The sequence below is a fragment of the Leclercia adecarboxylata genome (assembly GCF_023639785.1).
Taxonomy (GTDB): Bacteria; Pseudomonadota; Gammaproteobacteria; order Enterobacterales; family Enterobacteriaceae; genus Enterobacter; species Enterobacter adecarboxylatus_D.
In genome coordinates this window covers 3,097,032-3,121,103 of record NZ_CP098325.1, presented here as the reverse complement: position 1 = coordinate 3,121,103, position 24,072 = coordinate 3,097,032, and the positions used below count along the sequence as shown (strand labels likewise).

The following is a 24,072-nucleotide window of genomic DNA, read 5'->3' as shown; positions in this document are numbered from 1 at the left end:
AGCCAGAGAAACGTTTCTCTGGCGTCGTGAGGTTACTCTAATCCTATTTATGCGGGCTTAACAGCACCCCACCGAGGGCTAACTGGTTTGATCAGTGGCTTGCACACCTTCCCGCGCTGCTTCCGGTTCGCCTGCCCAGTTTTTATGCTTGGTTGTTTTCCCGATGCCGGGGTTCATGCTGTTGGTTGGGTCGTTAGCGCGATAAAACTGTTTTAATGTCTCCGGCGCTTCATAAATGTGACCTACATTATGTTCCGCCGGGTACTGCGCCCCGCGCGCCTTCAGCAGGGCCAGCATCTGTTCCTTGAGGGCGTGCGCATCGACCCCTTTTTTGACGATGTAGTCCTGATGGAAGACGTAACACATAAAGTGGCCGTAATAGAGCTTATGCACCAGCTGGCTGTCGATTTCCGGCGGCAGTTGCTCAAACCATTCGGTATCGTTGCGGCGCAGGGCGATATCCAGGGCCAGAATATCCTCCACCTCGTCGGCATGAACCGCCTGATAGCGGATCGCGGCCCCGGCGGCGGCAAAGCGGTGTAAGAAGGCCTTGCTGCCTTCTTCCGGCGTGCAGGCAAAGAAGTCGCCTTCGGCGGTTTTAAAGAACTCCGCCAGCCAGCTCTGCGCTTCGGCAATGCCATCGCCCGCCATCTTCAGCAGCAGGTGATGCTCATATTTGTCCCGCCAGCTCTTCATGCGCGGCGGCAGATGCGCCGGGAAGGCGTTGCCCAGTTTCTGCATAAAGCGGTCGGTAAAGTTGGGCTTGAAGAGCGATACCTTCTCCAGCATCGCATCGGTGCGCCCCTTCATGGTGAAGAAGAATGGCATTTTGTCGGTGCCGAGCTTGTCGATCATCAGGAAGGTATCTTTGCCGTAACGTTCGGCGATGTCGTAGATATCCCGGTGCATATACTCACCGGCGACCGGCAGATGGGTGAACTCCCCGAGAATATGGCGGCGGATAGTGGTCAGCACCTCCGGCTGGTTGGTACCGATATAGAACACCTGCTGGCGTTTCTCCGCCGGGAAGGTGTCCAGGCGCACGGCGAAGACTGCCAGCTTGCCGGCACAGCCGGAGGATTCAAACAGACGATCCGGGTCGGCGTTGTAGCGCGCCGGGGTGTCGGCATCAATCTCGCGCACCCGGGTGATGTAATCATGGTCGTGGGCATGACGCCCGTCGTGCAGCACGTCGCTGTCTTTCACCCGGTCGTCGTCCAGCTTGCTGAGGATCTGCTCCGGCGTAACCCCCAGATCGATGCCCAGATGGTTCACCAGCGTCAGCTTGCCCTGTTCGTCAATACGGGCGAACAGCGACATTTCAGTGTAGGCCGGGCCGCGCTGTACCAGCGAGCCGCCGGAGTTGTTGCAAATCCCGCCGATCACCGAGGCGCCAATGCAGGAAGAGCCAATCACCGAGTGCGGCTCGCGGCCCAGCGGCTTGAGCGCCTTTTCCAGCGAGTAGAGGGTGGTGCCCGGATAGGCCAGCACCTGCTCGCCTTTGTCCAGCAGATGCAGTTTGTCGAGGCGCAGGGTGCTGATGATCACAATGTCGCGATCGTAATCATTGCCGTTTGGCGTGGAGCCTTCCGTCAGGCCGGTATTGGCCGCCTGCATCAGAATAATTTTGTCAGCCTCGACGCAGGCGTTGAGCACCCGCCACAGCTCCAGCAGCGTGCCCGGGAACACCACCGCCAGCGCGTCCCCTTGTCCGGAGCGAAAGCCCTTACGGTAGCGGGCGGTTTTCGCGGCGTCGGTAAGCAGATGCGCATGACCTACCAGACGTGCGAGGTCGTTTATAAAGTTGGTGTTATCGTGCAGTCGTTCAGAAGACATCGTCCACCCCTTGTGGTTATTCAAATGCGTCGTCGAAAATCATAGCGCGATTAATCTGTATGCGAACGACTATTCACCAGAAAAATCAGAGAATAAACCCTCCAAGGTTAACAGGGTTTATGGCACACTGCGCTTTTCGTACGGTCTGGCCGCGACTATCCGGCGGTTATTGATGAGAGAGTAAACGAGATGAAATGGCTCTGTTCTGTTGGGGTAGCTGTAAGTCTGGCGCTGCAACCCGCGCTGGCTGACGACCTGTTTGGCAATCATCCGCTAACGCCGGAAGCCCGGGATGCTTTTGTGACCGACCTGCTCACAAAGATGTCGGTAGACGAGAAAATCGGCCAGCTGCGCCTGATCAGCGTCGGGCCGGATAATCCGAAAGAAGCCATTCGCGAGATGATCAAAAACGGGCAGGTGGGGGCGATCTTCAACACCGTCACCCGCCAGGATATCCGCAAGATGCAGGATCAGGTGATGGAACTCAGCCACCTGAAAATCCCGTTATTCTTCGCCTACGACGTGGTGCACGGCCAGCGTACCGTCTTCCCGATTAGCCTGGGTCTGGCCTCCTCCTTTAACCTCGAGGCGGTGAAAACCGTCGGTCGCGTGTCGGCCTACGAGGCGGCGGATGACGGCCTGAACATGACCTGGGCGCCGATGGTGGACGTCTCACGCGATCCGCGCTGGGGCCGCGCCTCGGAAGGGTTCGGGGAAGACACCTATCTGACCGCGACGATGGGTAAAACCATGGTGGAAGCGATGCAGGGCAAAAGCCCGGCGGATCGCTACTCGGTGATGACCAGCGTCAAGCACTTTGCCGCCTACGGCGCAGTGGAAGGCGGTAAAGAGTACAACACCGTCGACATGAGCCCGCAGCGCCTGTTCAACGACTATATGCCGCCGTACAAAGCCGGTCTCGATGCCGGGAGCGGCGCGGTGATGGTGGCGCTGAACTCCCTCAACGGCACCCCGGCCACCTCCGACTCCTGGCTGCTGAAAGACGTGCTGCGCGACCAGTGGGGCTTCAAGGGTATTACGGTGTCTGACCACGGTGCGATTAAAGAGCTTATTAAGCACGGCACCGCCGCCGACCCGGAAGATGCGGTGCGCGTGGCGCTGAAGTCCGGCATCAACATGAGCATGAGCGACGAGTATTACAGCAAGTACCTGCCGGATCTTGTGAAGAGCGGTAAGGTCACCATGGCGGAGCTGGACGACGCCACGCGCCATGTCCTGAACGTGAAATACGACATGGGGCTGTTCAACGATCCGTACAGCCACCTGGGGCCGAAAGAGTCCGACCCGGTGGATACCAATGCCGAAAGCCGCCTGCACCGCAAAGAGGCGCGTGAAGTGGCGCGCGAAAGCCTGGTGCTGCTGAAAAACCGTCTCGACACTCTGCCGCTGGCGAAATCCGGCACCGTGGCGGTGGTGGGCCCGCTGGCCGACAGCAAGCGCGACGTGATGGGCAGCTGGTCTGCGGCAGGCGTGGCGGATCAGTCCGTCACCGTGCTGACCGGCATCAAAGATGCCCTGGGCGACAAGGGTAAAGTGATTTACGCCAAAGGGGCGAACGTCACCAGCGATAACGATATCGTGACTTTCCTCAATCAGTATGAAGAGGCGGTGAAGGTCGATCCGCGCTCTGCCCAGGAGATGATTGACGAGGCGGTTAACGCCGCGAAACAGTCTGATGTGGTGGTCGCCGTGGTGGGTGAAGCCCAGGGGATGGCGCATGAGGCGTCGAGCCGGACCGATATCACCCTGCCGCAAAGCCAGCGCGATCTGATCGCCGCCCTGAAAGCCACCGGCAAGCCGCTGGTGCTGGTGCTGATGAACGGCCGTCCGCTGGCGCTGGTGAAAGAAGATCAGCAGGCTGACGCCATTCTGGAAACCTGGTTCGCCGGTACCGAAGGCGGTAACGCTATTGCCGACGTGCTGTTTGGTGACTACAACCCGTCCGGCAAACTGCCGATGTCCTTCCCGCGCTCCGTCGGGCAGATCCCGGTGTACTACAGCCACCTGAACACCGGTCGTCCGTATAACGCCGACAAGCCGAACAAGTATACCTCGCGCTATTTCGACGAAGCGAACGGCCCGCTGTATCCGTTTGGTTACGGTCTGAGCTACACCACCTTTAAGGTGTCTGACGTGAAAATGTCTGCGCCGACCATGAAGGCAGACGGCACAGTTACCGCCAGCGTCGACGTTACCAATACCGGTAAACGCGAAGGGGAGACGGTGGTCCAGATGTACGTTCAGGACGTGACCGCCTCCATGAGCCGCCCGGTGAAACAGCTGCGTGGCTTTGAGAAGGTGAACCTGAAACCGGGTGAAACCAAAACCATCAGCTTCCCGATTGACGTGGATGCGCTGAAGTTCTGGAACCAGCAGATGAAATATGCCGCTGAGCCAGGCAAATTCAACGTCTTTATTGGTACGGATTCAGCCCGCGTGAATAAGGGCGAGTTCGAGCTGCTGTAAACCTGTAAAACCGCCCGACGGCGCTGCGCTTGCACGGGCCTGCGGTTATGTAGGCCGGGTAAGCGTAGCGCCACCCGGCAATAGCGAAAGTGGGGCGCCTTACACAATTTATGAATGGCGCGCTAAAACCCCACTTTTCGACTACGCTTTTCTCTCAAGCCTCTGAAAAAGGCGGCAAAATCATGAGGAAAGCGGAATGACTATTTTAAAGGGGATTGTTGGCTCAACGGCGTTGCTGGCGGCGTTGAGCCTGCCATTACAGGCGGCGGAGCCGGTAAAGGTCGGGTCGAAAATCGATACGGAAGGCGCGCTGCTGGGCAACATCATTTTGCAGGTGCTGGAGAGCCACGGGGTTAAAACCGTCAATAAAGTACAGCTGGGCACCACCCCGGTGGTGCGCGGGGCCATCACCTCGGGCGAGCTGGATATCTACCCGGAATACACCGGCAACGGGGCCTTCTTCTTTAAAGATGAAAATGACCCGGCGTGGAAAAATGCTAAGAACGGGTACGAGAAAGTTAAAAAACTCGATGCCGAACAAAACAAGCTGATCTGGCTTACCCCGGCCCCGGCCAACAATACCTGGACCATCGCGGTACGCAAGGACATGGCGGAGAAAGGCAAACTCACCTCCCTTGAAGATCTCAGCCGCTACCTGAAAGAGAAGGGCGATTTCAAACTTGCAGCCTCAGCCGAGTTTATCGAGCGCCCGGACGCCCTCCCGGCCTTTGAAAAAGCCTACGACTTCAAGCTCGACCAGAGCCAGCTTCTCTCTCTGGCGGGGGGCGATACTGCCGTCACCATTAAGGCGGCGGCCCAGCAAACCTCGGGCGTCAACGCGGCGATGGCCTACGGCACCGACGGCCCTGTCGCGGCGCTTGGCCTGCAAACCCTGACCGATCCGAAAGGCGTTCAGCCTATCTACGCCCCAACGCCGGTCGTGCGTGAGGCGGTGCTGAAAGCGTACCCGGAGCTGGACGCCTGGCTGAAGCCGGTATTTGAAACGCTGGATGAAAAAACGCTGCAGCAGCTGAATGCCAGCATTGCAGTGGAAGGGCTGGATGCCAAAAAAGTGGCGGCAGATTACCTGAAGCAAAAAGGGCTGGTGAAATAACCCGCCGCAGGACCGTGCTGTGCCGATAAAATGTCATAACCGCGTGCTGCTGCTGATGGCTGCCATAGCCCTGGCAGCAGGCGCGCTACCTTTTGTGAATTTCGCCCCGAACCGGCTGGTGTCCGGGGAAGGGCGCGCCGTCTGGCAGGTCTGGACGTTTTCCCCTGCGCTGCTGCTCATCCCGCTCGGCCTGCTGCTGGGCCTGTCGCTGATGCGCGGGCGCTGGGCATATGTCGCAACGCTTGCGGTGTGCGAGCTGCTGTTCGCCGGGCTGGTCTGGAGTGCGGGCCTTGCCGCGTCGCATCTTGCCAGCAGCGAAAGCCCGCTGGCGCGTACCGCCGTGGGCAGCGGGCTGTGGCTCTGGCTGGCGCTCTGCCTGCTGGCCTGTAGCGATGCCATACGTCGGCTCAGCCCGCAGCCGCTCTGGCGCTGGCTGCTGCAGGCGCAAATCTGGATCCTGCCCCTGATGCTGCTGTTCAGCGGCGAACTCAATGCGCTCTCGTTGATGAAGGAGTACGCCAACCGGCAGGATGTCTTTAACGATGCCGGGCAGCAGCATCTCACTCTGCTGCTGGGGACACTCGTTCCGGCGCTGGTTATCGGCGTACCGCTGGGGCTTCTCTGTTATCGCCGCCCGTCCTCCCAGGGGCCGGTATTTGCGGTGCTGAACGTCATCCAGACTATCCCCTCCGTGGCGCTGTTCGGCCTGCTGATTGCCCCGCTCGCCGGGCTGTCCCGCGCCTGGCCCTGGCTCTCCTCGCTGGGCATTGCCGGCACCGGCATGACCCCGGCGCTGATCGCCCTGGTACTTTATGCCCTGTTGCCGCTGGCGCGCGGGGTACTGGCGGGGCTCAGCCAGGTACCTGCCGAGGTGCTGGAGAGCGCCGATGCGATGGGGATGAACAGCCGCCAGCGCTTCTGGCAGATCCAGCTCCCGCTGGCACTGCCGGTGCTGCTGCGCGGCCTGCGCGTGGTGGCGGTGCAAACCGTGGGGATGGCGGTGATCGCGGCATTAATCGGCGCCGGAGGATTCGGGGCGCTGGTGTTCCAGGGGCTGCTGAGCAGCGCCCTGGATCTGGTGCTGCTGGGGGTTATACCCACCATCGTCCTGGCGGTGGTGGTGGATGCGCTGTTTGCGCTGTGGATGGCCCTGCTGCGAAGGAGAACCAATGATTGAATTTCATGATGTAAGTAAAACCTTTGCCGGGGAGCCCGCGGTCAGCAATCTGGATCTGACCTTTGCTGAAGGGGCCTTTTCGGTGCTGGTGGGCACCTCGGGATCGGGCAAATCGACCACCCTGAAAATGATCAACCGGCTGGTGGAGCACGACAGCGGCCTGATCCGCTTTGCCGGGCAGGAGATCCGCAGCCTGCCGGTGCTGGAGCTGCGCCGTCGGATGGGTTATGCCATCCAGTCCATCGGGCTGTTCCCGCACTGGACGGTGGCGCGCAATATCGCCACCGTGCCCCAGCTGCAAAAATGGCCGCAGCAAAAAATTGACGATCGGGTGGATGAACTGATGGCGCTGCTGGGGCTGGACCCCGGGATACGCGAGCGTTACCCGCATCAGCTTTCGGGCGGACAGCAGCAGCGTGTCGGAGTGGCGCGAGCCCTGGCCGCTAATCCGGAAGTGCTGCTGATGGATGAACCCTTTGGTGCGCTTGACCCGGTTACCCGCAGCGCGTTGCAGCTGGAGATGACCCGTATTCACCGCATCCTGGGCCGCACCATTGTGCTGGTGACCCACGATATCGACGAGGCGCTCCGCCTGGCGGACCATCTGGTGCTGATGGACAGCGGCAGGGTGGTGCAGCAGGGCACGCCGCTGGCGCTGCTTACCCAGCCGGCAAATGGCTTTGTGCGCGAGTTTTTTGGCCGCAGCGAGCTGGGCGTACGCCTGCTGTCGCTGCGTACGGTGGGTGAGTCGATGCGCCCGGAAATCATCCCGGGCGAGAGCCCCCTGCGGGCATCCATGAGCCTGCGCGATGCGCTTTCGGCATTTGTCAGTCAGGGCTGTGAAAGCCTGCCGGTGGTGGATGACCAGGACAAGCCGTGCGGCACGCTCTGGTTTCGCGACCTGCTGGCCCGGGAGGCAACATGAAGTGGTTACGCGATCCGCTCCTGTGGCTGGTGGCGCTTTTCGTTGCACTCCTGCTCCTGATGCCCTACAGCGCGCCGCTCTTCAGCGCGCTGTTCCCCGAACTGCCGCGCCCGGTCTATCAGCAGGAGAGCTTTGTTGTCCTGACGCTCGCCCACTTCTGGCTGGTGGGCGCCTCAAGCCTCTTCGCCATCGTGCTGGGGGCTGGGGCCGGGATTGCGGTCACGCGACCTTCAGGGCAAGAGTTTCGCCCGCTGGTGGAGACCATCGCCGCCGTCGGCCAGACCTTCCCGCCGGTTGCCGTGCTGGCGATTGCGGTGCCGGTGATGGGCTTTGGTCAGCAGCCGGCGATTATCGCGCTGATCCTGTATGGCGTACTGCCGATTTTGCAGGCGACGCTTGCCGGGCTGGCGGCGGTACCCGCAGCGGCAATCAGCGTGGCAGAAGGGATGGGGATGAGTAGCTGGCAGCGTCTGCGTAACGTCGAACTGCCGCTGGCCGCGCCGGTTATGCTGGCCGGGGTGCGCACCTCGGTGATCGTCAATATCGGCACGGCGGCCATTGCGTCAACGGTGGGGGCCAGTACGCTGGGGACGCCGATTATTATCGGCTTAAGCGGCTTTAATACCGCCTATATTATCCAGGGGGCGCTGCTGGTAGCGCTGGCAGCGATTGTGGTGGATCGCGCCTTTGAGCGGCTGGCAAGAAGCCTCAGCCGACACCGCCACGGACAATAAACGAATAACCTGCCAGCATCACGCCACCAATACCGCTGACGGCCATGAGAAAGAACAGGGTGATAACCGCGACTTTGGTTGCCTTCATAATGTGCTCCTGATGTTAACAGGGCGATTATACGGTGAAGCGCGGGTGTTAATGAACCATTAATTGCCTTTCAGCGGGAAGACGGGATAGCCGTGCTCCTGCCACTGGGTCAGCTGCAGCTCCTGGGCCGCCGTCGGTGAGTCACCGCACCACACCAGCAGCGTCTGCCCGTCGAAGAGCTCGGGGCGCAGCTGCACCAGGGAATGTGCCAGCACGTCGACACGCCAGCCCTGTTGGGCGGCAATCCAGGCTTCCAGCCACAGGCGAGTGGTGTCGTGCACGTTCCAGCCCACTACCAGCGCATCCTTGCTGTTCTTCTTTCGCGCGCTGGCCAGACAGATACAGATGTAATTGATCAGCACCCCGTCGAGCGCGCTCAGCAGCGCCTGCAGAGTGGGCTGCTGCGACTGCAACCGCCTTCGTAACGGAATGAAGAGGTGAGTAATCAAGGTTTGCGCCGGGTATTCACTGCCTTGCTCCTTGATCCATACCCTGAGGCGGTGCAGATGGCCGGACTGCAGATAACGCAGCAGCACCTCCTGCTGTTCGCGCCAGATGTTCAGTTCATCCTGACCTTCCGGGCTCAACAACGTTTTGACCTTCCCGACCTGTACGCCGTTATCGATCCAGCCTTTGATCTCCCGGATCCGGTCGATATCTGAATCCGTAAACAACCGGTGTCCGCCGTCGGTTCGCTGCGGTTTAAGTAATCCGTAACGCCGTTGCCAGGCGCGTAACGTGACTGGATTGATATCACACAGCAGTGCCACTTCCCCTATCGTGTAGAGCGCCATGTTATCCCCCGGCTTGCACATACCCAGATTAACTGTAGACGCAGAATGGTGAACCAGGAAAGATTGCTCTTTTTTCGCACAAATAATGCGAATATCAGATTATGTTCGGCAAAAGGTGTGATGGGTTGCACGAAAACACATTTCCATGCTTTTACTGCAAAGAAAGTTAATGCGCTTCGGTGTATGTTACGCGCTTTTAGAGTTACCGGTTTGTGGGCATGTACGAATTTAATCTGGTGTTGCTGCTGCTTCAGCAGATGTGTGTGTTTCTGGTCATCGCGTGGTTGATGAGTAAAACACGTCTGTTCATTCCTCTGATGCAGGTCACCGTCCGTCTGCCGCACAAGCTGCTCTGCTACGTTACCTTCTCCATCTTTTGCATTCTCGGCACCTATCTGGGCCTGCATATTGAAGACTCCATTGCCAACACCCGTGCGATTGGCGCGGTGATGGGTGGCCTGCTCGGCGGCCCGGTGGTTGGCGGCCTGGTGGGGCTGACCGGCGGCCTGCATCGCTACTCAATGGGTGGGATGACGGCGCTGAGCTGTATGATCTCAACCATTGTCGAAGGGCTGCTTGGCGGCCTCGTCCACAGCGTGCTGATCCGCCGCGGCCGCCCGGATAAAGTCTTCAGCCCTCTTACCGCAGGCGCAATTACCCTGGTGGCCGAACTGGTACAGATGCTGATCATTTTGCTCATCGCCCGTCCGTTCGAGGATGCCCTGCATCTGGTGGGCAGCATTGCCGCGCCAATGATGGTCACCAACACGGTCGGCGCCGCGCTGTTTATGCGCATTCTGCTCGATAAACGGGCGATGTTTGAGAAGTATACCTCGGCCTTTTCAGCGACGGCGCTGAAGGTCGCGGCCTCGACGGAGGGGATCCTGCGCCAGGGCTTTAACGAAGAGAACAGCATGAAGGTGGCGCAGGTGCTGCATCAGGAGCTGGATATCAGCGCGGTCGCCATCACCGATCGTGAAAAGCTGCTGGCCTTTACCGGCACCGGGGACGATCACCACCTGCCGGGCAGACCGATTTCGTCCGCATATACGCTTCGCGCAATAGAGACCGGTGAGGTAGTCTACGCCGACGGTAACGAAGTGCCGTACCGCTGCTCGCTGCATCCACAGTGCAAGCTGGGCTCAACGCTGGTGATCCCGCTGCGTGGGGAAAATCAGCGGGTGATGGGCACCATAAAGCTCTACGAGGCGAAAAACCGCCTGTTCAGTTCCATCAACCGTACCCTGGGAGAGGGGATCGCCCAGCTGCTCTCAGCGCAGATCCTGGCCGGGCAGTATGAGCGGCAGAAGGCGCTGCTCACCCAGTCGGAGATCAAGCTGCTGCACGCCCAGGTGAACCCGCATTTTCTCTTTAATGCCCTCAATACCCTGAAGGCGGTGATCCGCCGGGACAGCGAGCAAGCGACGCAGCTGGTGCAGTTTCTCTCAACCTTCTTCCGCAAGAACCTGAAGCGGCCGTCAGAGATCGTCACCCTGGCGGATGAAATAGAGCATGTGAACGCCTATCTGCAAATTGAGCAGGCCCGGTTCCAGTCGCGCCTGCACGTCACGCTCTCGGTGCCGGATGAGCTGGCCTGGCAGCAGCTGCCCGCCTTTACCTTACAGCCGATTGTGGAAAATGCGATCAAGCACGGCACCTCCCAGCTGCTGGGCATCGGGGAGATTGCCATCACCGCCAGCCGCTTTAATCGCTATCTGGTGCTGAATATTGAAGACAATGCCGGGCTCTATAGCGCCTCAAACGAGGCGGGAGGCCTGGGAATGGGGCTGGTGGATAAACGCCTGCGCGCCCATTTTGGCGAGAATTGCGGCATTACCGTCACCTGCGAGCCCGACAGCTTTACCCGCATAACCTTAAGACTGCCTCTGGAGGAACACGCATGTTGAATGTGCTGATTGTCGATGATGAGCCTTTAGCGCGAGAAAACCTGCGTTTTTTGCTGCAGGAACACAGCGATATTGAGATTGTCGGCGAGTGCGCTAACGCCATTGAAGCTATTGGCGCGGTGCATAAGCTGCGTCCCGACGTGCTGTTTCTGGATATCCAGATGCCGCGCATCAGCGGCCTGGAGATGGTGGGCATGCTCGACCCGGAGCATCGCCCCTATATTGTGTTTCTCACCGCCTTTGACGAGTACGCGGTTAAAGCATTCGAAGAGCACGCGTTCGACTATCTGCTGAAACCCATCGAAGAGCCGCGTCTGGAAAAAACGCTCAATCGCCTGCGCCAGGAGCGCAGCATGCAGGATGTGTCGCTCCTGGCGGAACACCAGCAGCCGCTGAAGTTTATTCCCTGCACCGGCCACAGCCGAATTTATCTGTTACAGATGGAGGACGTGGCCTTTGTCAGTAGCCGCATGAGCGGGGTGTTTGTGACAAGCCATGAGGGAAAAGAGGGCTTTACCGAACTGACGCTGCGTACCCTGGAGAGCCGTACGCCGCTGCTGCGCTGCCATCGCCAGTATCTGGTCAACATGGCGCATCTGAAAGAGATCCGCCTTGAGGAGAATGGCCAGGCGGAGTTGGTCCTGCGCGCCGGGCAGACGGTGCCGGTCAGCCGTCGCTACCTGAAGAGTTTGAAAGAGGCGATAGGGCTGTAAAACTGCTACACTGCGCGCCATTGCATCATCGACACTCGAAGGCTCTATGCTCAGTAATGATATTCTTCGTAGCCTGCGCTACACCCTGAAAGCTAATAACAACGACATGGTGCGCATTCTTGCGCTTGCCGACATGGAATCCACCTCGGCCGGGTTCGACACCTGGATGACCAAAGAGGAGGAGGACGGTTTCGTTCGCTGTCCGGACATCATTCTTTCCGGTTTTTTGAACGGCCTGATTTATGACAAGCGTGGCAAAGATGAGTCCGCGCCGGAGCTGGCGCTGGAGCGTCGGGTAAACAACAATACGGTGCTGAAAAAGCTGCGGATCGCCTTTTCGCTGAAAACCGACGATATTCTGGCCATTATGACGGAGCAGAAATACCGCGTCTCAATGCCGGAAATCACCGCCATGATGCGCGCGCCGGACCATAAAAATTACCGCGAATGCGGGGACCAGTTCCTGCGTAATTTCCTGCGCGGGTTGACCCACCGGGTGCATCATCCGAAGGCGTGATTTGTAGGCCCGTGCAAGCGTAGCGCCGCAGGGCAAAAAAAAGCCGGAGATTATCTCCGGCTTTTTTGTTATTTCACCTGATGGCCAGGCAGCGCACCGCTGTCCGGGCTTAACAGGAAGATATCTTTCCCGCCAGGACCTGCGGCCATCACCATCCCTTCCGAGATGCCGAAGCGCATTTTACGCGGCGCGAGGTTGGCGACCATCACCGTGTGGCGACCAATCAGCGCCTGCGGGTCCGGGTATGCGGAGCGAATGCCGGAGAAGACGTTACGCTTCTCGCCGCCCAGATCGAGGGTCAGACGCAGCAGCTTGTCGGAGCCTTCAACAAATTCCGCGTTTTCAATCAGGGCCACGCGCAGATCGACTTTAGCGAAATCGTCAAAAGTAATGGTTTCCTGAATCGGATCGTCCGCCAGCGGGCCGGTAACCGGTGCGGCAGCGGCTTTCACCTCTTCTTTAGAGGCCTCAACCAGGGCTTCAACCTGCTTCATCTCGATACGGTTGTAGAGCGCCTTAAACGCGTTCAGCTTATGACCCAGCAGCGGTTGGTTAATGCTGTCCCAGGTCAGTTCGGTGTTCAGGAACGCTTCAGTACGCGCAGCCAGCTGCGGCAGAACAGGCTTCAGATAAGACATCAGCACGCGGAACAGGTTGATACCCATGGAGCATATCGCCTGCAGGTCGGCATCGCGGCCTTCCTGTTTGGCGACAACCCAGGGGGCCTGCTCGTCGACGTAGCGGTTAGCCAGATCGGCCAGCGCCATGATTTCGCGTACGGCTTTACCGAATTCGCGGCTTTCCCACGCTTCGCCAATCACGGCCGCCGCGTCGGTGAAGGTTTTGTACAGCTCAGGATCGGCCAGCTCCGCGGCCATCACACCGTCGAAACGTTTGGCGATAAAGCCTGCGTTACGGGAGGCCAGGTTAACCACTTTGTTGACGATGTCGGCATTCACGCGCTGGACGAAATCTTCAAGATTCAGGTCGATATCGTCGATACGGGAAGAGAGCTTCGCCGCGTAGTAGTAGCGCAGGCTGTCGGCGTCAAAATGGTTCAGCCAGGTGCTGGCCTTAATGAAGGTGCCGCGGGATTTGGACATCTTCGCGCCGTTCACCGTCACATAGCCGTGGACGAACAGGTTGGTTGGCTTACGGAAGCCGCTGCCCTCCAGCATCGCTGGCCAGAACAGGCTGTGGAAGTAGACGATGTCTTTACCGATAAAGTGATACAGCTCGGCGTCGGAATCTTTTTTCCAGTATTCGTCGAAGCTGGTGGTGTCGCCGCGCTTGTCGCACAGGTTCTTGAACGAGCCCATATAACCGATTGGCGCATCCAGCCAGACGTAGAAGTATTTGCCCGGGGCGTTCGGGATTTCAAAGCCGAAGTACGGCGCATCGCGGGAGATATCCCACTGCTGCAGGCCGGATTCAAACCACTCCTGCATCTTATTCGCTACCTGCTCCTGCAGCGCGCCGCTGCGGGTCCACGCCTGCAGCATTTCGCTGAATGACGGCAGGTCGAAGAAGAAGTGTTCGGAGTCACGCATCACAGGCGTCGCGCCGGATACCACGGATTTCGGCTCAATCAGCTCGGTCGGGCTGTAGGTTGCGCCGCAGACTTCGCAGTTGTCGCCATACTGATCCACAGACTTACATTTCGGGCAGGTGCCTTTGACGAAACGGTCCGGCAGGAACATGCCTTTTTCCGGATCGTAGAGCTGAGAGATGGTGCGGTTTTTAATAAAACCGTTCTCTTTCAGACGGGTGTAAATCAGCTCCGACAGCTCACGGTTTTCGTCGCTGTGCGTGGAGTGATAGTTGTCATAGCTGATGTCGAAGCCAGCAAAATCTGTCTGATGCTCCTGACTCATTTCAGCAATCATCTGCTCAGGGGAAACGCCCAACTGCTGTGCTTTCAGCATGATTGGCGTGCCGTGTGCGTCGTCTGCACAGATGAAGTTTACCTGATGGCCGCGCATTCGCTGGTAACGGACCCAGACATCAGCCTGGATATGCTCCAGCATGTGGCCGAGGTGGATTGAGCCGTTAGCGTACGGCAGAGCGCACGTCACCAGAATTTTTTTCGCGACTTGAGTCATAGTAAGCATTACTTCTTTGGTAGTGAAAAGGGTTTTGATAGTACCAAAAGGGGCATTATTAAGTAAGCACAAACCATGGCCTTTCAGGTAAACTTGTTCAACAAAGGTCTTATCCACAAAAACAAAAGGAGTCGGGATGAGTTCTCAATCCCAGGCCAAATCCCCGGAAGCCTTGCGCGCAATGGTCGCCGGGACGCTGGCTAATTTTCAGCACCCCACCCTGAAGCACAATCTCACCACGCTGAAAGCGTTACATCACGTGGCGTGGCTGGATGACACTCTGCATGTCGAACTGCATATGCCCTTCGTCTGGAACCATGCGTTCGAGACGTTGAAAGAGCAAACCAGCGCCGAGTTACTGCGTATCACCGGGGCGAAGGCCATTGACTGGAAATTGACCCATACCATCGCCACGCTGAAACGGGTGAAGAACCATCCTGGTATCAATGGCGTGAAAAATATTATCGCGATCAGCTCCGGCAAGGGCGGGGTAGGGAAGTCCTCTACCGCCGTGAACCTGGCGCTGGCGCTGGCCGCCGAAGGGGCGAAAGTCGGTATTCTCGATGCCGATATCTATGGCCCGTCAATTCCCAATATGCTGGGCGCGGAAAATCAGCGCCCAACCTCGCCGGATGGCACCCATATGGCGCCGATTATGGCGTACGGGCTGGCGACCAACTCGATTGGCTATCTGGTCACCGACGATAACGCCATGGTGTGGCGCGGGCCAATGGCCAGCAAAGCGCTGATGCAGATGCTGCAGGAAACAATGTGGCCGGATCTCGATTATCTGGTACTGGATATGCCGCCGGGCACCGGTGACATTCAGCTGACGCTGGCGCAGAACATTCCGGTTACCGGAGCAGTAGTGGTAACCACGCCGCAGGATATCGCGCTAATCGACGCCAAAAAAGGCATCGTGATGTTCGAGAAGGTCGAGGTGCCGGTGCTGGGTATCGTTGAAAACATGAGCATGCATATCTGCAGCAACTGCGGCCATCATGAGGCTATCTTCGGTACCGGCGGGGCAGAAAAACTGGCCGCGCAGTATCACACCCAGCTGCTGGGTCAGATGCCGCTGCACATCACGCTGCGTGAAGATCTGGATAGCGGTAAGCCGACCGTGGTCAACCGTCCTGAAAGTGAGTTTGCACAGATGTATCGCCAGCTGGCGAATCGCGTCGCAGCACAGCTTTACTGGCAGGGTGAAGTGATTCCGGGCGATATCGCGTTTCGCGCGGTGTAACGCTTTTGCGCGGGTGCGGTCTGATGCCCTCACCCCAACCCTCTCCCACGGGAGAGGGTGTAAACATAAAAAACGGTCACCTCAGGTGACCGTTTTGCTTTTACCTCGCCACCCGGCTACAACAAGGGTTAACGGTGATAGAAAATATCGCCGTTATAGGCTTTGTAGATCTTACCGTCGGTATCGCCCACCAGCACGTAGTTCTCGCCCATGTAGGTCCAGTGCTGGCCTGCATCCGGCGCAGGAAGGTTACGCAGGTTGTATTGCTTGATGGTGTACTCAGGTGTCAGGTACTGCGCCGGGGCGAAATCACCAATCTTGTATTTCGTAAAATCGGCTACAAACTCCTGTTCCTCATAGGCCTGGATGCCAGAGGGCGCCGCTGCGGCTTGTGGTGCAGCAAAGGCTGCGCTCGCCAGTGACATCAATACGCCCAGAAGTAGAATTTTACCTTTAGTCATTTTTTCTCCAGATTTACCGTGGCCATCACTCATGATTTGCCGTTTCGTGGCTTGAGCAACAGATAGTCTATTTTATGTTTTGCCGGTTGGCTAAGCTGGCAAAAAATGTAACAAATCACCACATTCCTGCGACAGTGGGAACAGATCTAATCATTTATATGGCGAATTTTTTTCTAATCTAAATTTATATTATTTATTATTCTTTTTATAAAATCCTAAATGGCGCCCGCAGGCTTAATAGCTATCAATGTACTATGTTATTTTTTTTATGAAGTGTTTATGATGCCATTTAATTAATTTGTTCTGCACCTTTTTTCTCTTTTAAAAATTTCGCAAGACAATTTTAAGTACAGTTTATGCTTTTTCGTTTTATCGGATTATTTCGTGTAACTCTCTGATTTAAATTAATATTATTAAGTATAGTGATGTGGCGTTTTAATGAGAGCTACAGGGATGTTGATGGGCTATTAACGGAATATAATAGAGTATCTTTTATTAATGACAATACCACTCCGCACCAGCATAAGTTTTATTTGCGCACTATTGTTAACAGGCTGCACCATTACGCCTGGCCAACATATCATTACGTCAGGGAAAAATACCGTTGCGGTCAGCGACAATCCGCTTGATTTGGATAAGAAAGTGGATGTCTGGCCATTAACGCCTTCAGTCATTGAAAAGCTTCGCGTAAATCAGGTGAAATCTCAGGCAAATCCGAATCTGGATGAACAGTTAAAACGCTGGGAATACCGGATTGGCCCAGGAGATGTCCTGATGATCACCGTCTGGGACCACCCTGAGCTTACCACGCCTGCCGGACAGTATCGCAGCGCCAGCGACACCGGCAACTGGGTCGGTGCGGACGGAACGCTCTTTTATCCCTATGTCGGCAAGCTTTACGTGGCCGGAAAAACGCTCTCCCAGGTGCGCGAAGAGATCACGGCCCGGCTGGACAGGGTGATCGAAAGCCCACAGGTCGACGTTAGCATCGCGGCGTTTCGGTCGCAAAAAGCCTACGTCACCGGCGAAGTGGAGAAGTCCGGGCAGCAGCCGATCACGAATATTCCCCTGACCATTATGGATGCAATCAATGCGGCAGGCGGCCTGTCGAAAGATGCAGACTGGCGAAACGTGGTCCTCACCCACGAAGGCAAAGATACGCGCATTTCGCTGTATGCCCTGATGCAGCATGGCGATCTGACGCAAAACAAGCTGCTGTGGCCCGGCGATATTCTCTTTATCCCCCGTAACGACGCCCTGAAAGTCTTCGTAATGGGCGAGGTGGTGAATCAGAGCACCCTGAAAATGGATCGCAGCGGCATGACGCTGGCAGAAGCCCTGGCAAACGCCGGTGGCCTGAACCAGGCGATGGCTGACGCACGCGGTATTTTCGTGATCCGCTCCACTGCGGGCAAAAACCGTGACGGCAAAATTGCGCATATTTTCCAACTGAATGCCCGCGATGCATCGGCCATGGTGCTGAGCACGGAATTCCAGCTTCAGCCCTACGATATCGTCTATGTCACTACAGCGCCGGTATCTCGCTGGAACCGGGTTCTGACGCAACTGGTTCCTACCATCAGCGGTGTGCATGACCTGACCGAAACCGTTCGCTTCATTAAGTCATGGCCTGAATAATGATCCAGTCAATTCTGGTGGTCTGCACAGGGAACATTTGTCGCTCGCCGATTGGCGAGCGGCTTCTGCAACAAAAGTTACCCACTTTCACGATTGCCTCGGCGGGGATCTGCGCGCTGGCCGGACATCCGGCAGATAGCCAGGCGCAAAAAATCGCCGCCATGTATGGCCTGTCGCTGGCGGATCACGTCGCCCGCCCACTGACGGCAACACTGATGCGGCAACACGACCTGATCCTCGCGATGGAGTTGGGGCAGATAAACCAGATCTCACTCATTGCGCCGGAGGTGCGCGGTAAAGCCTTGCTGTTTGGGAAGTGGCTCAGCGCGCAGGAAATCCCTGATCCCTATGGAAAAAGCATGGAAGCTTTTGAATATGTTTTTCGCCTGCTTGGCGAAGCAAGTCAGGAATGGACTAACCGACTTAACGTTAAGGGATTACATACATGTCGTCGAAAATCGTAAATACGCAGAGTTACACTGCTGATAATCATGAGCTGGATCTGGCGCGTCTTCTGGGCGAGTTAATCGATCATCGCATCTGCATTATTTCGATCACGCTATTTTTTACGCTCTGCGGAATCTTATATGCGTTGTTCGCCTCACCGGTTTATCTCGCGGATGCGTTGGTGCAAATAGAAGATAAACAGCAGAACAGTATTCTCAAAACGCTAAACCAGCTGACGCCGGAGCGTTCATCGAGCGCCGTTGCGGAAACTCAGTTGCTGAAATCGCGGATGATCCTCGGTGAAACCGTCGAGGCGCTGCGCTTGCGCGATGACATCACCCAGGTTCGCCTGCCGTTAATCGGCGCGGGATGGGCGAAGTTAACCGGGCAGCCTGCCGCCACCCTGACTCTCGATAATCTTACGCTTCCTCGCACCCCGGGGAAAAGCGCTGAGCTGATACTGACAGCAGAAGATAAGGGACACTATTTGCTGGAAGGAGAGGGGGTTAGCGTGCGCGGCACCGTTGGTGTGCAGCTGAAACACGCCGGGGTGGAGATTGTCGTACGTGAACTCTCTGCCCGGCCAGGCACGCAATTCAGGGTGCGGCAACGTACGCAACTTGAGGCGATCAATGCCCTGAACCGCCAGTTTAGCGTGGTGGAACAGGGCAAAGATACGGGGATTCTTTCCCTGAGCCTGAGTGGCCAGGATCCCGTGCAAATCGCCAGGGTGTTAAACCACATTACCCAGAGCTATCTGCAGCAGAACATTGCCCGTCAGGCAGCGCAGGACTCGCAGAGCCTGATCTTCCTGCAGCGCCAGATGCCGCAGGTCCGGGGCGAGCTGGACCAGGCTGAAGAGCGCCTCAACAGCTATCGTAAGCAGCGCGACTCGGTAGACTTAACGCTGGAAGCCAAGACAGTGCTTGAGCAGATTGTTAACGTTGATAATCAGCTCAATGAGCTTACCTTCCGCGAGGCCGAGGTCTCTCAGCACTTTAAAAAAGACCACCCGACCTATCGGGCGCTGCGGGAAAAACGTGAGACCTTAGAAGCCGAACGGGAGCGGCTGAACAAGCGTGTAGGGGCGATGCCATCAACGCAACAGCAGATCCTGCGCCTCAGCCGCGATGTGGATTCAGGCCGGGCGGTTTACCTCCAGCTGCTTACCCGCCAGCAGGAGCTGAACATCTCTCGTTCCAGCGCGATTGGCAATGTGCGCATTATCGACCCGGCGATGACACAACCTGCGCCAGTTAAGCCGCGTAAAGCGATGATTGTGGTCGCTATGACCCTGTTCGGGATGTTTATTGCGTCTGGCGGCGTGCTGGCAAAAACGGCGCTGCGACGCGGCATTAACGCCCCGGAACAGCTCGAAGAGGAGGGGGTTAGCGTCTATGCCACCTTGCCGCATTCTGCCTGGCTGCACAGTAAAACCCGTATCGGTAACCGCTATTTCTTTCACTATTGCAAGCGACACAAAATTGTCGATGTGCCCTTCTTGCCGATAGACCGGCCGCTGGATAACTTTGTCGAAGCGGTGCGCGGGTTACGAACCAGCCTGCACTTCGCCATGATGGATGCCGAAAATAATATTTTGATGTTCACTGGTCCGAGCCAGGACTGCGGTAAAACGCTGGTCAGCACCACACTGGCGGCACTGGTCACGCAGGTTCAGCAGCGGGTACTGTTTATCGATGCCGACATGCGCAAAGGCTATGTGCACAATATTTTTAACCTGCGCAATGACGCCGGTTTATCAGATGTGTTGTCAGGTAAAGTCGCCTTCCATGAAGCGATCCAGACCTACACCAGCGGGCAATTTGATGTAGTGACCTGCGGTAAATATCCGCCGAACCCTTCTGAATTGTTGATGCACGAGCGTTTCCAGGCCTTTATGCACTGGGCCAGCACCCAGTACGATATCGTGATTGTCGATACGCCGCCGGTTCTGGCAGTCACGGATGCCGCGCTGATCGGCCGGATTGCGGCTACCACCCTGCTGGTGGCTCGCTTTAACGTGACCAGCGTCCGGGAGATGGCGGTGTGCCAGCGCCGTTTACAGCAGATGGGAGTCAACATTAAAGGCGCGATACTGAATGACGTCGTGAAATCCGCGGCCAGCTATTATGCTTCCGGTTATGATGCGTATGGCTACTCCACCTCTAAGCGCAAACAGGGGAAGAATAAAGCGGAATAATGTGAGGGGAGTGAAGACCCGGCAGCGAGCGCCGCCGGGTTAAACCTTTTACTTCGCCAGCAGTTCGTGCGCCGTACGTTCTACCAGTGACAGCAGAACTTTAACATCTTCCAGCGTTACGATTGGGTTCAGCAGGGTCAGCTTCAGGCAAGTGATACCGTTATGCTCGGTGACACCGACGTTAGCGCGACCGGATTCCAGCAGGGCATCGCCAATCTTCTGGTTGAGCAGCGCGATGGCTGCGTCATCCAGCTGATGCTCAGGACGGAAGCGGAAAAGAACGCTCGCCAGCTGTGGCGGCATGACCAGCTCCAGCAGCGGCTGTTCAGTCACGTACGCGGCAACCTGCTGCGCCATGGTGACACCGTGATCGATAATCTCAGCGTATTTCTTCTCGCCCAGCGCTTCCAGACTCATCCACAGCTTCAGCGCGTCAAAACGACGGGTGGTCTGCAGGGATTTGGATACCAGGTTTGGCACGCCCGCCTCTTCATCAAACTCAGAGTTCAGGTACGCCGCCTGATAACGCATCAGCTCATAGTGACGCGCTTCTTTCAGCAGGAACGCGCCACAGCTAATGGTCTGGAAGAACTGCTTGTGGAAGTCCAGCGTTACGGAATCCACCAGCTCGATACCGTCGAGGTAATCGCGATACTTCTCGGACATCAGCAGCGCGCCGCCCCATGCCGCATCGACGTGAACCCAGATATTCTGCTTCGCCGCCAGCTCTGCAATCGCACGCAGCGGATCGATAGCGCCCGCATCGGTGGTACCGGCAGTGGCAACGATCGCCAGAATCTGCTCGCCGTTGGCATTGCACTGCTCAATTTTCGCGGCCAGATCGTTCAGATCCATGCGCGAACATTCGTCAGTTTTAACCTGGATAACGGACTGGTAGCCCAGACCCATCAGCGCCATATTCTTCTGTACGGAGAAGTGGGCGCTGTCGGAGCACAGAACACGGATCTTACGCAGATCGCCAACCAGACCATCCTGCTGGACGGAGTGGCCCTGACGTGCAAAGAAGGCATCGCGCGCCAGCATCAGACCCATCATGTTGCTCTGGGTGCCGCCGCTGGTGAAGACGCCCGCGTCGCCCGCCTGATAACCCAGGCGGGTACGCAGCCACTCGATCAGTTTTATCTCGATAATGGTCGCAGACGGGCTCTGATCCCAGGAGTCCATGCTCTGGTTAGTGGCGTTGATCATCACCTCCGCCGCCTGGCTTACCACCAGGCTAGGGCAGTGCAGATGCGCCACACACTGCGGATGATGCACCGCCAGGCTGTCTTTCAGGAAATATTCAACGGCGCGCTCGATAGCGGTCTCGTTGCCCAGCCCTTCCGGGTTGAAATCCAGGTTGATACGGTCGCGCAGTTCAGCGACCGTTTTACCCTGGTACATTTCCGGCTGTTTCAGCCACTGCATGACCGCCTGGGTGCTCTGCTCGATGGCCTGCTGATAGGCTTCGATGCTTTGCGCCGAGGACGACAAAATCGGGTTTAAATCTGACATTGTATCCATTGTCTCCGGTTAGACTGGGCGAACGCCCGCAGCAAGCAGCGCCTGCTCAAATTTATCCAGGAACACATTCAGCTCCTGATCGCTGATCAGCAGGGAAGGCAGCAGACGCACAACGTTACCGTTACGACCGCCACGCTCCAGAATCAGGCCCGCTTCGAAGCACTTCTTCTGGATCAATGCAGACAGCTCGCCGTCGCCCGGGAAGCAGCCCATATGGTCGGCAGCTTCGTGCGGCTTAACGATCTCAATACCGATCATCATGCCCAGACCGCGCACGTGACCAATAACCGGATAGCGTTTCTGCAGCTCAACCAGTTTCGCTTTCAGCCACTCGCCCTGGGCGGCAACTTTATCAGCGATATTCTGCTCTTTGAGGATCTGCAGGGTGGTGAGGCCCGTTGCCATTGCCAGCTGGTTACCACGGAAGGTACCGGTGTGGTGGCCAGGAGACCAGGCGTCGAACTGCTTTTTGATACCAAGTACGGCCAGCGGCAGACCGCCGCCCACAGCTTTGGACATCACAACGATGTCTGGCTGAATACCCGCGTGTTCAAAGGCGAAGAATTTACCAGTACGGGCAAAGCCAGCCTGAACTTCGTCAAGGATCAGCAGAATGCCGTGCTCTTCAGTCACTTTACGGATGCGCTGCAGCCATTCAACCGGTGCCGGGTTCACGCCGCCTTCGCCCTGAACGGCTTCCAGAATCACGGCAGCAGGTTTACGCACGCCGCTTTCAACGTCGTTGATCAGGTTTTCGAAGTAGTAGGTCAGCGCTTTAACACCTGCTTCACCGCCGATACCCAACGGGCAGCGGTACTGGTGCGGGTAAGGCATGAACTGTACTTCTGGCATCATGCCGTCAACCGCTTCTTTCGGAGACAGGTTGCCGGTCACGGACAGTGCGCCGTGGGTCATGCCGTGGTATGCACCAGAGAAGCTGATGATGCCGCTGCGGCCGGTCACTTTTTTCGCCAGCTTCAGCGCGGCTTCAACAGCATCTGCGCCGGATGGGCCGGTAAACTGCAGGCAGTACTCTTTGCCCTGACCTGGCAGCATAGAGAGCAGGTATTCTGAAAACGCGTCTTTCAACGGCGTGGTCAGATCCAGGGTATGTAACGGCAAGCCGCTGGTAATGACACTTTGGATGCTTTTCAGCACATCAGGATGGTTATGTCCCAGCGCCAGCGTTCCCGCTCCGGCCAGGCAATCAAGATACTCTTTGTTATCCGCGTCGGTGATCCACACCCCGTCCGCCTTCGTAATGGCTAAAGGCAGCTTGCGCGGATAACTCCTGACATTGGATTCCATTTCGGCCTGACGGGCCAGATAGGTTTCGTTGGTTTTGAAAGAAGAAGCATTCAAAGTATCAATACGGACTTTATCCGTCATCATATCACTCCTACAACCGCAGCTCAGCACGTGGCTCCGATTGAATAATTAATGAAAAAAAATGAGAAGGGCATCAAAAATCGCGGCCAATATAGAGCCTTTTTGCCCAGGGCTCAATGGTTAATTGTTTATCGTTTTGTAACGCGCGTTGAAACAACGCGCGTAGGGCGTAACCCCGCATGGTGCCTGAGGTTTCCCGGGGGAGGCTCCGGGTATATAAGAGGGGCTTTTTAGAACGCTTTAAACTACTTTTGGACTACGTTCAGAATACCGTTGTCGCGGCCATGGGTTTTATTCCATGAGGCATCGACCACGCCGTTCGCATCCAGCGAGATCGACAGCACGTAACCCGCGCCTTTCACCTCGTAAAAATTCGCGTTAAACCGTTTCACCGACGCTTTTTTGCCGTTGATGGTGGCCTGGGTGAAGCCGTTATTGATGCTGGCTTTAATCCCGTTAGCACTGAAGGAGGCTTCACGCAGCGGATCGGCAACGTGAGCCGCCTGGCCATGTTGTACGGCTTCATGCGCATTCTCAAGCGCCTGCTTTTCCGCCGCCGCATTGATGGTGGCCTGACGGTTCTGGTCGGCAATGTAGCAGGCATCACGGCTTACGCCTTTGGCCTGACACTGCGCCAAGCGCTGCTCCTCTGAGACACAGCCCGCCAGCAAAGCGGCAATCACACCCACCAACAGAATCTTTTTCATACATTAACCTTAAAGAAGTGAGGAATTTTTCCCCGATTGTTGATTCGATAATTATTATTGGCCTGG

Annotated in this window: 20 protein-coding genes; 12 read left to right on the top strand and 8 right to left on the bottom strand. The window is 57.0% G+C overall.

All coding sequences use genetic code 11. The features are described 5' to 3' along the window. Positions 1–78 precede the first annotated feature (78 nt). Positions 79–1,836: a D-lactate dehydrogenase gene (gene dld, locus NB069_RS14865; RefSeq protein ID WP_250584748.1), complete on the bottom strand. Its 1,758-nt coding sequence runs from the start codon at positions 1,834–1,836 to the stop codon at positions 79–81. Positions 1,837–2,025: 189 nt separating this feature from the next. On the opposite strand from dld, the gene bglX reads away from it, so the two are divergent. The 5 genes from bglX to NB069_RS14840 all read left to right on the top strand — a co-directional run bounded on the left by bglX (position 2,026) and on the right by NB069_RS14840 (position 8,273). Next, on the top strand, positions 2,026–4,323 hold the full coding sequence (bglX, locus tag NB069_RS14860) for a beta-glucosidase BglX (protein ID WP_250584746.1): 2,298 nt from the start codon (positions 2,026–2,028) through the stop codon (positions 4,321–4,323). Positions 4,324–4,519: 196 nt separating this feature from the next. Continuing rightward, the gene (gene osmF, locus NB069_RS14855) at positions 4,520–5,437 is read left to right on the top strand and encodes a glycine betaine ABC transporter substrate-binding protein OsmF (RefSeq protein ID WP_250584744.1); all 918 of its coding nucleotides are present in this window, start codon (positions 4,520–4,522) and stop codon (positions 5,435–5,437) included. A gap of 19 nt (positions 5,438–5,456) precedes the next feature. Continuing rightward, the gene (locus NB069_RS14850) at positions 5,457–6,614 is read left to right on the top strand and encodes an ABC transporter permease (protein ID WP_284677019.1); all 1,158 of its coding nucleotides are present in this window, start codon (positions 5,457–5,459) and stop codon (positions 6,612–6,614) included. Then, positions 6,607–7,539 carry an ABC transporter ATP-binding protein gene (locus tag NB069_RS14845; RefSeq protein WP_250584741.1) on the top strand — a complete coding sequence of 311 codons (933 nt, stop codon included), beginning with the start codon at positions 6,607–6,609 and terminating at the stop codon, positions 7,537–7,539. Before NB069_RS14850 ends, NB069_RS14845 begins: the two co-directional genes overlap by 8 nt. Further along, positions 7,536–8,273, top strand: coding sequence for an ABC transporter permease (locus NB069_RS14840; RefSeq protein ID WP_250584739.1), 738 nt, complete (start codon positions 7,536–7,538; stop codon positions 8,271–8,273). The genes NB069_RS14845 and NB069_RS14840 overlap by 4 nt, the downstream gene beginning before the upstream one ends. Here the strand turns inward: NB069_RS14840 and NB069_RS14835 are convergent. Together NB069_RS14835 and mlrA are read right to left on the bottom strand one after the other, a co-directional pair. Then, entirely contained in the window at positions 8,248–8,361 is a 114-nt protein-coding gene (locus tag NB069_RS14835) for a protein YohO (RefSeq protein WP_072036698.1), read from the bottom strand. The two genes, NB069_RS14840 and NB069_RS14835, sit on opposite strands and share 26 nt — an antisense overlap. 59 nt (positions 8,362–8,420) lie before the next feature. Then, on the bottom strand, positions 8,421–9,155 hold the full coding sequence (gene mlrA, locus NB069_RS14830) for an HTH-type transcriptional regulator MlrA (RefSeq protein WP_250584738.1): 735 nt from the start codon (positions 9,153–9,155) through the stop codon (positions 8,421–8,423). 218 nt (positions 9,156–9,373) lie between these two features. Between mlrA and NB069_RS14825 the strand changes: the two genes are divergently transcribed. From NB069_RS14825 to NB069_RS14815, 3 genes are read left to right on the top strand one after another with little or no spacing between them, the layout of a single operon-like run. After that, positions 9,374–11,062, top strand: coding sequence for a sensor histidine kinase (locus NB069_RS14825; protein ID WP_250584736.1), 1,689 nt, complete (start codon positions 9,374–9,376; stop codon positions 11,060–11,062). After that, the gene (btsR, locus tag NB069_RS14820; protein ID WP_250584734.1) at positions 11,056–11,775 is read left to right on the top strand and encodes a two-component system response regulator BtsR; all 720 of its coding nucleotides are present in this window, start codon (positions 11,056–11,058) and stop codon (positions 11,773–11,775) included. Before NB069_RS14825 ends, btsR begins: the two co-directional genes overlap by 7 nt. Before the next feature lie 46 nt (positions 11,776–11,821). After that, a complete protein-coding gene (locus NB069_RS14815) occupies positions 11,822–12,292 on the top strand; it encodes a DUF1456 family protein (protein ID WP_039031087.1) in 471 nt (156 codons plus the stop codon). 68 nt (positions 12,293–12,360) lie between these two features. On the opposite strand, the gene metG is transcribed toward NB069_RS14815, so the two are convergent. Continuing rightward, entirely contained in the window at positions 12,361–14,394 is a 2,034-nt protein-coding gene (metG, locus tag NB069_RS14810; RefSeq protein WP_250584732.1) for a methionine--tRNA ligase, read from the bottom strand. A gap of 136 nt (positions 14,395–14,530) precedes the next feature. Here metG and apbC point away from each other — a divergent pair, with 136 nt between their 5' ends. After that, positions 14,531–15,640, top strand: a complete 1,110-nt coding sequence (apbC, locus tag NB069_RS14805; protein WP_250584731.1) for an iron-sulfur cluster carrier protein ApbC — start codon at positions 14,531–14,533, stop codon at positions 15,638–15,640. Positions 15,641–15,768: 128 nt separating this feature from the next. On the opposite strand, the gene NB069_RS14800 is transcribed toward apbC, so the two are convergent. After that, a complete protein-coding gene (locus tag NB069_RS14800) occupies positions 15,769–16,101 on the bottom strand; it encodes an RcnB family protein (RefSeq protein WP_250584729.1) in 333 nt (110 codons plus the stop codon). Between the two features lie 498 nt (positions 16,102–16,599). Between NB069_RS14800 and NB069_RS14795 the strand changes: the two genes are divergently transcribed. From NB069_RS14795 to NB069_RS14785, 3 genes are read left to right on the top strand one after another with little or no spacing between them, the layout of a single operon-like run. Then, positions 16,600–17,739 carry a polysaccharide export protein gene (locus NB069_RS14795; protein ID WP_250584727.1) on the top strand — a complete coding sequence of 380 codons (1,140 nt, stop codon included), beginning with the start codon at positions 16,600–16,602 and terminating at the stop codon, positions 17,737–17,739. Continuing rightward, complete coding sequence (locus tag NB069_RS14790; RefSeq protein WP_250584725.1) at positions 17,739–18,203, top strand: protein tyrosine phosphatase; 465 nt, start codon at positions 17,739–17,741, stop codon at positions 18,201–18,203. Before NB069_RS14795 ends, NB069_RS14790 begins: the two co-directional genes overlap by 1 nt. Continuing rightward, positions 18,185–20,386, top strand: a complete 2,202-nt coding sequence (locus tag NB069_RS14785) for a polysaccharide biosynthesis tyrosine autokinase (RefSeq protein WP_250584723.1) — start codon at positions 18,185–18,187, stop codon at positions 20,384–20,386. Before NB069_RS14790 ends, NB069_RS14785 begins: the two co-directional genes overlap by 19 nt. Positions 20,387–20,434: 48 nt before the next feature. On the opposite strand, the gene NB069_RS14780 is transcribed toward NB069_RS14785, so the two are convergent. The 3 genes from NB069_RS14780 to NB069_RS14770 all read right to left on the bottom strand — a co-directional run bounded on the left by NB069_RS14780 (position 20,435) and on the right by NB069_RS14770 (position 24,006). Further along, complete coding sequence (locus NB069_RS14780; RefSeq protein WP_250584721.1) at positions 20,435–21,901, bottom strand: pyridoxal phosphate-dependent decarboxylase family protein; 1,467 nt, start codon at positions 21,899–21,901, stop codon at positions 20,435–20,437. An 18-nt stretch (positions 21,902–21,919) separates the two neighbouring features. Next, positions 21,920–23,302: a diaminobutyrate--2-oxoglutarate transaminase gene (locus tag NB069_RS14775; RefSeq protein ID WP_138369935.1), complete on the bottom strand. Its 1,383-nt coding sequence runs from the start codon at positions 23,300–23,302 to the stop codon at positions 21,920–21,922. 242 nt (positions 23,303–23,544) lie between these two features. After that, positions 23,545–24,006 (bottom strand): hypothetical protein, encoded by a 462-nt coding sequence (locus NB069_RS14770; protein ID WP_250584719.1) that lies wholly within the window; start codon positions 24,004–24,006, stop codon positions 23,545–23,547. Positions 24,007–24,072 lie beyond the last annotated feature (66 nt).